Source organism: Streptomyces sp. NPDC002130 (assembly GCF_040296465.1).
Classification (GTDB): Bacteria; Actinomycetota; Actinomycetes; order Streptomycetales; family Streptomycetaceae; genus Streptomyces.
The window spans coordinates 1-10,266 of record NZ_JBEOXI010000273.1; the positions used below are offsets into that span (position 1 = coordinate 1).

Sequence of the window (10,266 nt, forward strand, 5' to 3'; positions counted from 1 at the left end):
GTACGGCCCGATGGTCCGGCGCCGTCGTCGATGCCGGGCCGGACCGCCCCGAGCAGCCCTCTGCCGGTCCGGGAGATCCCGGCCGCGGCTTTCCAGCGCCTGTTCCGTGAGGTGCAGCAGTTGCAAACGGCCGTCGATGCTCCCGCCGAGATCCCCGACGGAGCGGATGCGGCCCAACTGGTGTTCCTCAGGAAGACCCAGGCCGAGCAACGCGACCGGCGCACCAAGCGCCTGGCCTTCTTGCGCACCTTCCTCGACTCCGTCGGCGTCGGAGGGGAAGGAACGGTCCCCGACGTCGTCATTCCGGGCGCGCTGCTCCGCCTGGAGTTCGACGGACAGGTGGACGAGGACACTCTGTACACGATCGCCGAACTTCCCACCGAGGAGGCGGACATCGTCTCTCCGTCCTCTCCTCTCGGCCACGCGCTCACCTGGCAGCCGACAGGACGCGAGATCTCGTACGACGCGTCCCAGGGCAAGTCGCGCACGGTCGTCGTGCGGGAGATCCGCGTCTGATCGCGCCGACGGCTCGTGACCGGACGGGTGCCCTGCCCCGCGGACCGCCTTTCGGCCCGCGGGGCAGGGCCCGGTGCGGCTCAGCCGGCGACCGGGTCCAGCATCGGGCTCCGCTCACCGCTCCAGGAAATCGCCAGCGCGTCGCGCGCCCGCGTACAGGCCACGAAGAGCAGACAGTGCTCGGCCAGCAGGTCCGAGCGGTGCTGCACGGCGTCCTCGTCGGCCGGTGTCACCTGCGGGGCGAACGGCAGCGCGTTGGCCGTCACGCCGACGACGGCCACACAGCGGAACTCCAGTCCCTTCATGGCATGCATCGTCGCCACGCGCACACCCGAAACCGTCGGCCCGGGGTCGTCCTTGACGGCGACAGCGGGGAGGCCTTCCCGGCGCAGGCGGGTGATGACGGCGTCGACCAGTGTGTTGAACCGGGCGCACACCGCCACTTCGGACGGCTTCACACCGTCCTGCTCGACCCAGGTTCGGATCTGCTCCACCAGCGCGCGCAGTTCGTCGTCCTGGTTGCCGTGGCCGCGAGCCACCGGGACGCGGCCGTGCAGCTCGGAACGGTAGCCCCGCAGCGAGTCCGGCCCGCCGTCGTCCTCGTCGTCCTCACCGAGCCGGCCCACCGGCTGACCGTCCAGGAGGGACGCGGACCAGCGCAGAATCTCCTCCGTGCTGCGGTAGTTGAGGCGCAGCCGGGACGTCCGTCCCCGCACGTTGACGCCCAGGGACCGCAGCGAGACCCGGGAGTCGTAGATGCGCTGGTGCGGGTCGCCCACGAGGAACAGGTCATCGGACTGCTCGGCCACGCAGGCACGCAGCACCCGCCACTGGGCCGGATGCAGGTCCTGTGCCTCGTCCACCACGACGTGGCGGTAGCGCGGCCCCCGCTCGGCCAGGATCCGGGCGGCTTGGTCGCACACCATGGTGTACGTCGCGCAGTCGCGGGAGGCCAGATCCCCCGTGAACTTCTCCATGACCCGCCACAGCCGGGCGCGTTGGACTCGTCCCACCGGTGTGCCGCGCCCTCTGCGCACACATCTCAGGTACTCCTCCGGCGTGCGAAGTCCCTGCGCCAGGACGACGCCCCGGAACTCCTGGGACAGGAAGCGCTCCGACCAGGGCAGGTCATCGCGGGCGGCGGCGCGGGTCCACGCGCTCTTCTCCGCCGCGGCCGACAGCGGCTTCGGCGAGCCGCCCCTGGCTTCCCGTATGACCCTGGCGGCCAGCGAGTCCACCGTCGTGACGTCGACACGGTCGAGCAGATGCGCGTCCGCGTCGCCGAGCAGGAGGGCCAGACTGTCCCGCAGGGCGGCCGCCATCGCGTTGGTGAACGTCGTGAGCAGAATCCGGTCGTCCTCGCGTCCGGTGCGCAGCAGATGCCTCACCCGGTGCAAGGCGACGACCGTCTTGCCGGTGCCGGGGCCGCCCGTCACCTGGGCCGGCCCGTTGAAGCCCGCGTGGTAGGCGTACCTGCGCTGGGCGGGGTGCAGGAACACCCGCCAGCGGGTGAAGTCCTCGGTGAGGATCCGCTCCAGCTCGCCGGGGCCGGTGACCTCCACGATCCGGTCGGGCGTGTTGAGGATCGCCTCGCTGAGCGTGACGGCCGGCCGGTCCTCCGCGGTGCGCACCGTCTGCCCGCGCGGGGCGATCAGTTGCTCCCAGACGTCCTCGGGCGAGCAGTTGGCCGCCAGGTATTCCAGTACCTCGTACTGATCGGCGGGCATCATGGGGGGCGCCATGACCGTCAGGTCGTCGGCGGTGACGCACACGCGCGCCAGTCGCAGGACCTGCTCGTCGATGCCGAGGTCACGCAGCACGGTGTCGGAGTGCTGCGCGAAGAGCCGGTCAGGGGTCCGGACCGCCTTCGTCTCGAAGTAGGTCTCCATCTGCTCGAGTGCCTCGACGTTGCGGACCTCCAGGCCTCCGGTGGCGCTGTTGACCGAATAGGCGCGCTTGCAGGCCCAGTTGATCGCCTCGTCGTGGGGTGCCACCCTGAGGAGGGTGAACAACTCGCTCCCGTCGTCCGGGGCGAGGAGGACACCGCGGTAGAACCTGGTGACCCGGATGGTACGGATCCGGGGGTCGCGCGCCCGCTCGAGCTTCTCCAGATGCATTCCCTTACTGGCGTGGAGCTGAGGCACGGTCAGGCTCCGGAACATCCGGATCGCGTCGTTGACCTCCTTCTGGACAGGTCTCTGCAGGGAGATCAGATCCGTGACGAAGTCGTCGGAGAGGGCGAGGCGGGGCATGGAGGTCCTCGGGTCGCGGACAGGCAGTGGGCGGGCACCAGCCTAGAGACCCACGGAGCGCCGAGCGAGGGACCTCCCGTATTCGTTGTGTGAACTGAGTCAACGGGGCTATATTTCTCGTGCTGTCACACCAACGGTGCACACCCGTGCTCCCACGGCCCTGTCCGGAAGGACCCACCGCATGCCGGCCCAGCCTGCCCAGGCCGCTGTTCCGCACCCGCTTGACGAAGTACCCCAGACGTTCCGCGCCGGGGACTCCTACGCGGTGCGCGACGCGCTCGTGCACTACATCCGCCGGGATCTGCTGGGTCCCTGGGACGGGGAGACGGAAACCCTGCCGAGCGCCTCCTCGGGTCCCCGCGACCGGTATCTGGTCGGCATGCTCGGTCCGCGCCCGCAAGCCGTCACCGCGGACCGGATCGCCCGTGCGGCCGCCCAGGGCGCGGACGGCGAGTCGGGCGACGAGCAGGAAGGCGACGACAGCGACCTGCAGGACCGGCTGAGTCCCCAGGCCGCCGGACACATCTGGGCATCCTCCATGGGACTGTCCTTCACCGCCGCGGCCTCGGTCGGCACGCTCAGCGCCACGGTCCGCTGGGGCCGCTACAGCCAGTCGGGCGAGGCCACCGAGCGGGGGACGACGCGCCGGGTCTGGTCACGTGAGCCGGTCGAGCGTCTGGTGGATATCGACGTGACCGACGGGGCCGACCGCACCGTTCAACTCGACGGCGACAGCATCGTCCTCGACGTGCAGGTACGCCGGCACACGGGCCGCACGGGCGCCGAGGACCTGCGCATAGTCGAACTCGCCCTGGTGAACCGGCAACAGGACAGCGCCGACGCGCGCGACGCGCACTGGCTCTTCCAGACCGAGATCGACGTCACCGCCTTTCCCGACGACCAGGCGGCCGTCTTCCTGCCGGTCGACGACCCCCTCGACCCCGCGAGCCATGGCAACGCGCCCGAGGACGCCGAGGAGCGGCGGCTGCGTCTGCTCTACCGGGACAGCCTCAGCCATGCCACAGGCCGCAACGTCGCCGTTCACGCGCACGTCCGCGACGGAGAGCGCAACGCGCACCGGCTGACCACCGTCTGGCTACCCGAGTACGACGTCAGAGCCACCACCGCACCGGCACTCGAGGAGCAGGACCTCCTCCAGGGCCTGGAGCTGGGCATGGACGAGCTGGCAGCCCTCGCCGTGCCCGCCCGACGGGCCGAACTCAGCGCCGCCCTGGCTCCGTTGGCCGACGGCTACGGCACTTGGCTGGAGCAGCAGCGCCGCAGTGCCGCCGCGCTCCCCGAGGACCTGCGAGCGGCGGCCGAGACCGCCATCGAGCAGGCGCTCGAGGTCTGTGACCGCATCACCCTCGGCATCGACCGGCTCGTGGCAGACGAGACGGCCCTGCTGGCCTTCCGGTTCGCCAACCGGGCCATGGCCCTGCAGCGCCGCAACACGGCGATCGCCACCGCCCGCACCGGGCGTGAGAACGACTCCCGCTCCTACCAGGAGGCCTTCGACGAGGTGCACGCCAAGGGCAAGGCGGCGGCCAGCTGGCGCCCGTTCCAGCTCGCCTTCGTCCTGCTGAACACCGACTCCCTCACGCAGCCCGGACACCCGCACCGGGGTACCGGCCGTGACGCCCTCGTCGACCTGCTGTTCTTCCCGACCGGTGGCGGCAAGACCGAGGCATACCTCGGACTCGCCGCCTACACCTTCGCACTCAGACGCCTCCAGGGCACCTTGGGCTCTGGTACGGAAGCCCGGAGCGGCGAGGCGGGCGTCGGCGTCCTCATGCGCTACACCCTGCGGCTGCTGACCGCCCAGCAGTTCCAGCGCGCAGCCGCCCTGGTGAGCGCCTGCGAGGTCCTGCGGCGCGAGGAGTTCGCGCGGGACCGGCGCTGGGGACCCACCCCGTTCCGTATCGGGCTCTGGGTGGGCACCTCCGTCTCACCGAACTGGTTCGACGAGGCCAAGGAACAGATCGCCGAAGCCAAGGAGAACGCCAGCGACAAGCACGCCCGTGTCCTGCAGGTCCTCACCTGCCCCTGGTGCGGCAGCGGGCTGACCGCCCGCTCGAACATGGAGTACGACGAAGGGCGCCGCAGGGTCCTGCTGTACTGTCCCCGCGGCGAGGGGGAGGACCGCTGTCCCTTCTCCCGTCGTGAAGCGCTCGGCGAGGGCATCCCGGTGCTCACCGTCGACGAGGAGATCTACCGGCTGGCCCCCTCACTGCTGATCGCCACGGTCGACAAGCTCGCCCAACTCCCCTGGAACGGCTACTCCGGCCTGCTGTTCGGCAGAGTCACCGAGTTGTGCCCCCGCCACGGCTACCGCCACGACGACCTGGACGCCAAGACCGGCTGCGGTGGCCGCCACAACGCCCGAGGCGATCTGCCCGGCGTCACCGCCCAGCCCGTCACACGCCTGCGGCCTCCGGACCTGATCATCCAGGACGAGCTGCACCTGATCTCGGGAGCCCTCGGTACCACCGTGGGCCTCTTCGAAGCGGCCGTCGACCAGTTGTGCACGTGGAGCTTCACCGACGCGCACGGAGGACGTCACGAAGTCGGCCCCAAGATCGTCGCTTCCACCGCGACCACCAAGCGAGCCGCCGACCAGGTGCTCGGTGTCTTCGGCCGCAAGGTCGCCGTCTTCCCTCCCCAGGTGCTGGATGTCGGCGACACCTTCTTCTCCCGGCAGGTGGACCTGAGCCGGGAGAACCCCGGCCGCCGCTACCTCGGCGTCTGCGCCCACGGCACCCGTCTCAAGGCCGCCGAGATCCGTGTCGCGGAGATCCTGCTGCTCGCGGCACAGCAGCTCTTCGACGACTACGGCAGGCCGGCGGACCCGTACATGACGCTGGTCGGCTACTTCAACGCGACACGTGAACTCGCTGGCATGCGGCGGTACATGGACGACGACATCACCACCCGTGTGCGGTCGAACGGCAGCCGCAAGGGCCAGGACACGCTGTCGGACCGCATCGTCAGCAGGGCCGGGATGCTCGGTATCCAGGAACTGACCTCACGCATCTCCTCCTCGGACGTCGGCGCGGCCCTGAAGCGGCTGGAGATCGAGTTCGACCCCGAGCGGGACACCTCGGTGCGCAGGCGGGCCTTCCTGCGCGAGTACGCCGCCGCCATGAAGGACAAGCGCGAACCCCGCGCGTCCATGACACCGACTGTGCGACAGGCCGTCGACGTCGTCCTCGCAACCTCCATGCTCCAGGTCGGTGTCGACGTCTCCCGCTTTGGACTGATGCTCGTCGTGGGCCAGCCCAAGAACACCGCCGAATACATCCAGGCGTCCTCGCGAGTCGGCCGCGACGCCGCCCGTCCGGGCCTGGTGGTGACTCTCTACAACTGGTCACGCCCCCGCGACCTCGCACACTACGAGGACTTCGAGCACTATCACGCGACGTTCTATCGCCAGGTGGAGGCGCTCTCCGTCACCCCCTACACGCGCCGGGCGCTCGACCGCGGTGTCGCCGCGACCTATGTCGCCGCCCTGCGGCACGCGGCCTACGACTCCTCCCGCAACCTTGACGCCCACCACGTCGACCTCGACGGACCGCTCGCCCAGGAGGTCGAACGGCGGCTCCTCGAGCGCGCCGAACGGGTGGGAGGCGACCTGCCCCGCCAGTACCTGAGCGAACGTCTCGACCGCCTCAAGGACGAATGGCGCCGTAAACGGGACGAGAGCAGTTCGGCCCTCGCGTACCGCAAGGAGAAGCACAAGACGACCGTCGTGAACGGCTTGCTGCGACGGGCGGACGGATCCCGGTGGACCGAGCTGACCGTGGGCATGTCGATGCGTGAGACGGAGAACGAGATCAACCTGCTCCTTCCCGGCGGTGGCGCGTTCCTGGAGGAACCCTCCGGCGACGGACCCGACTGGACGTTCGGGGCGTCCGGCGCCGACTCCGACACCGACCCGGACACGGCGAGCACCGTGGACAGCGACGAGTACGGGCCCGTCACGGCCGACACGGTCAGGAAGGCACAGCGATGAGCAGCCAGGGCAGCAACCGCAGAGTCGGCGCCGTACGGCCCAGCCACCTCATGTTCACCGCCGGGATCGGCGCCCTCGTCGACCTGCCCAACTTCTCCGTCCTGATCCGTGGCATCGACTCCTGGAATCACTCCGGAGTCACCGACTACGACATCGACGAACCCCGTCTGCGCGCCGCCGTCAACCGATCGCTCCAACGCTACGGACGCGGCCAGATCGAGCAGCTGCGTGCCGCTCCCTGGCTGGAGGGCGCCGACGCGGACCCGAAGGGCTGGGCGGCCCAGGGTGTCGGAGTGCCCGTCACGCCGTTCCCGCAGTGGCTGCGCTGCACCGCGTGCAACGTGCTGGCCGCGATCGACTCGGGCGAGTTCGCCTTCGTCAACGCCAACCCGCGGACGCCGCACGAGGCGAAGTTCGTCCACGACTGCAAGCGGGGCAAGCCGCTGGCGGTGGCGGCCCGTTTCACCCTCGTGTGCACCGCAGGCCATCTCGACGAGTTCCCGTACACCACGTACGTGCACCGCGCGCAGACCTGCGGCAAGACGCCGCGCCCGAAACTGCGCATGAAGGACCACGGCGGCAACCAGGCCGCCAACGTCACCATCGAGTGCGTCGCCTGCGGTGTGAAGCGCAACATCCGGGAAGCCATGGGTGAACGAGGCCGGCGCAACCTGCCCAGCTGCCGTGGACGGCACCCACATCTCGGTACCTACGAGACGAGCGGCTGCGCACAGGAACCGGTCCTGATGGTGGCGGGCGCGTCCAACCAGTGGTTCCCGCTCACCCTCAGTGCCCTGGCCCTGCCCAAGGCACAGGGCGGAGACATCGACAAGCTCCTGGAAGACCACTGGCCGGACCTCGAACTGATCGAGGACCGCGGGCAGTTCGACTTCATGGCGCGCATGCCCAAGTTCACCTTCCTCAAGGAGTTCGACGCCGACGCGGTGGTCGCGGCGATCACGATCCGCAAGCAGGGAACCACAGGGCCGGCCCCCTCCGCCCCCGACGTCCAGGCCGACCTCTTCGGACCCGAATGGGACGCGCTCTCCGGCCCGGTTCCCATCCCCAGCGACGACTTCGCACTCCGGCAGATGCCCGTGCCGACCCGTCTGAACGAACTGTTCTCCGACGTCAGGCAGGTCGAGCGGCTGCGTGAGGCACGGGCACTGATCGGGTTCACCCGGCTCGACGCACCCGACCCCGAATCACCGGAGATCGCCACGCGCGTCGAGCTGTCCCGCGGGGGCCGGAACTGGGTCCCGGCCAGCGAGGTGCGCGGCGAGGGCGTCTTTCTGCGCGTACAGGACGGTCTGATGGCCGAATGGACCGCCCGCATGGAGAAGTCACCGCACATGGACGCGCACCGACAGGCATACGCACGGTTCCGCGCCAACCGGAAGTCGGACCGCAAGACGAGCGACTTCGACCCCTACTCCGGCTGGCCCGGAGCGCGGTACATCGCCCTGCACACCCTCTCCCACCTGCTGATCCGCACCATCGCCCTGGAATGCGGCTACAACTCCGCATCGCTTGCCGAACGGATCTACGCGGGGGACGAACAGAACCCGAGGACCGGCATCCTCATCTACACCGCCGTCCCGGACTCCGAGGGCACCTTGGGAGGGCTGGTGTCCCTGGCCGAAGAGCGGGAGTTCGACCGGATCGTGCGTCGCGCTCTGGCCGACGCACGCCACTGCTCGGCAGACCCGCTCTGCGCCGAGCGCCTGCCGCAGGACCCGGCGGACTTCCTCCACGGAGCCGCGTGCCACGTCTGCCTGTTCGTGTCGGAAACCACATGCGAACGAGGCAACAGGTTCCTGGACCGTCGGTTCCTCGTCCCGCTCACCGGAGACCAGGATCCGGTGCTCACGCCGGTCGGTCTCCTGCCGTGAGCAGACCCGCGTTCGAGGGCGCTGCCGAGGCTGCCGTCGCGGCTCTCGGCCCCTCCCGCAGCAAGGACCTCGCCGGCCTGCTCGCCCGGGGACGGACCAGAGAACGGATACTCACCGAACTGGCGACTCCGGGAGTCACGGCGGCTGTCGCGGCGCTCTACGACGCCATGGAGTCGGAGTCGGTACCTCCCTCCGAGGCGGCTGCCTACCTGCGAGGCTATGTCGCCGCCCGGCGGAAAGCCCGGGACATAGTCCAGGTCCGCACCGTGTGGAGCGGCCCCTCGACACCGGCGGTGCCGGTGCGGGCCACCGCTCAGGTACTCGTCGAGGTCATCAAGGAGGCGCAGCACGAGCTGCTGGCGATGACGTATGCGGCCCGCCCGTATCCGGCCCTGACCAGGGCCCTCACCGAGGCTGCTGGCAGGGGAGTCCAAACGCATGTCGTGGTCGAGACCCTGGCCGGCGCAGGTGGCCTGCTCTCGGGGAGGGAACCGGCTGAAGCGTTCGCCTCCGTACCCGGATTGCGGCTGTGGGTCTGGGCACGGGAACCGGCCGAACGAGGCCGCTCACGCCAGCACGCCAAGCTCGCGGTCGCGGACCGCCGCACCCTCCTGCTCGGCAGCGCCAACCTCACCGAGTCGGCCGCGCGGCGCAACATCGAGGCGGGTGTCCTGGTGACCGGCGGTGAAGCACCGCGACGCACGGCAGAGCACATCGTCGAGATGCAGCGTCTCGGCATACTCAGGCCTTTCCCGCCACGTGAAGCTGTCCGTTGACCCCGCGACCGTGCACGTGGTGGAGGCTCGTTGGCTCCCGGCCCCAGCGCGGCGTCCGCGAGTACCCGGCCCATGCCCTGGTGGCGGGCCCGCCCGTATCCGGGTCGCCTCGAGGACGTCCTCGTCATCCATGACACGCGTTTCCTGCATATCCCGGAGGCCGCTGTGCTCCCCTCTCGACGACGGCCCTCGTGTGGTCGCCCTTCCGCCCAGTCGTGGCCCCACTCGTGACTTGCCAGCGGTGAGCGCACTGACGGGGACATCCGGATCGGGGCGGTAGAGCTCGCCGTCCCCAAGTTGCGCAGGCCAGGTACTTCCCGTACTGGCTCCTCCAAGAAGGGTGCCGGGACGAGGAGGCCCGCATGCCGAAGGTGGCCATCGCCTGCCTGCTCGGGTCTCCACCCGCCGGGTCGAGAAGCTCGCTGAGTCGCTCGGCCTTACCCCGCTGGGCGGCCGGCCAGGCGTCGTCACGGCGTCATCGCTGTCGCTGTTCCGCGCGCATTCGCTGTCGTCAGTGGGTGTCGGCTGTCGAATGGTTCCGATTGGCGGTCGGGTTTGAGCACAGGGCGTCCACGTGGCGTGAGGGGCCGCAGGGTGGGCGGGTGCTGTCCCAGGTCAGGGACCTGACTCATGAGATCCTTGACCGGGGTGTCCGTCTCACACAGCATCGACCGTTGGCCGGGGATGGTGCGTTGTCGGTACCGGGCAGGCGGGGTGTTTCTTAGACCGTGTCCTACGTGGTGAGGCGGATGAGTCGCTTGTAGCAACACAGTGCGGCGGCGAGGCCGAGAAAGGCCAGGTAGTTGCGGGGGTGGCGC

The 10,266-nt window shown here is 69.9% G+C and carries 5 protein-coding genes; 4 read left to right on the forward strand and 1 reads right to left on the reverse strand.

Annotation, left to right across the window (positions count from 1 at the left end; genetic code table 11):
- The coding region (locus tag ABT116_RS34620; protein WP_351642135.1) for a hypothetical protein at positions 1-516 on the forward strand (516 nt) is incomplete at its 5' end.
- 80 nt (positions 517-596) lie between these two features.
- On the opposite strand, the gene ABT116_RS34625 is transcribed toward ABT116_RS34620, so the two are convergent.
- The gene (locus tag ABT116_RS34625) at positions 597-2,768 is read right to left on the reverse strand and encodes a UvrD-helicase domain-containing protein (protein ID WP_351642137.1); all 2,172 of its coding nucleotides are present in this window, start codon (positions 2,766-2,768) and stop codon (positions 597-599) included.
- Between the two features lie 181 nt (positions 2,769-2,949).
- On the opposite strand from ABT116_RS34625, the gene drmA reads away from it, so the two are divergent.
- Genes drmA through drmC form a run of 3 tightly spaced genes read left to right on the forward strand, consistent with a single transcriptional unit; the run spans position 2,950 to position 9,448 of the window.
- Complete coding sequence (drmA, locus tag ABT116_RS34630; protein WP_351642140.1) at positions 2,950-6,780, forward strand: DISARM system helicase DrmA; 3,831 nt, start codon at positions 2,950-2,952, stop codon at positions 6,778-6,780.
- Positions 6,777-8,672, forward strand: a complete 1,896-nt coding sequence (drmB, locus tag ABT116_RS34635) for a DrmB family protein (RefSeq protein ID WP_351642143.1) — start codon at positions 6,777-6,779, stop codon at positions 8,670-8,672. Before drmA ends, drmB begins: the two co-directional genes overlap by 4 nt.
- Positions 8,669-9,448, forward strand: coding sequence for a DISARM system phospholipase D-like protein DrmC (gene drmC / locus ABT116_RS34640; RefSeq protein WP_351642145.1), 780 nt, complete (start codon positions 8,669-8,671; stop codon positions 9,446-9,448). The genes drmB and drmC overlap by 4 nt, the downstream gene beginning before the upstream one ends.
- Positions 9,449-10,266 lie beyond the last annotated feature (818 nt).

Coding starts and splice junctions, on each gene's coding strand:
- drmB (WP_351642143.1), top strand. CDS start 6,777: ATGAGCAGCCAGGGCAGCAACCGCAGAGTCGGCGCCGTACGGCCCAGC.
- ABT116_RS34625 (WP_351642137.1), bottom strand. CDS start 2,768: ATGCCCCGCCTCGCCCTCTCCGACGACTTCGTCACGGATCTGATCTCC.
- drmA (WP_351642140.1), top strand. CDS start 2,950: ATGCCGGCCCAGCCTGCCCAGGCCGCTGTTCCGCACCCGCTTGACGAA.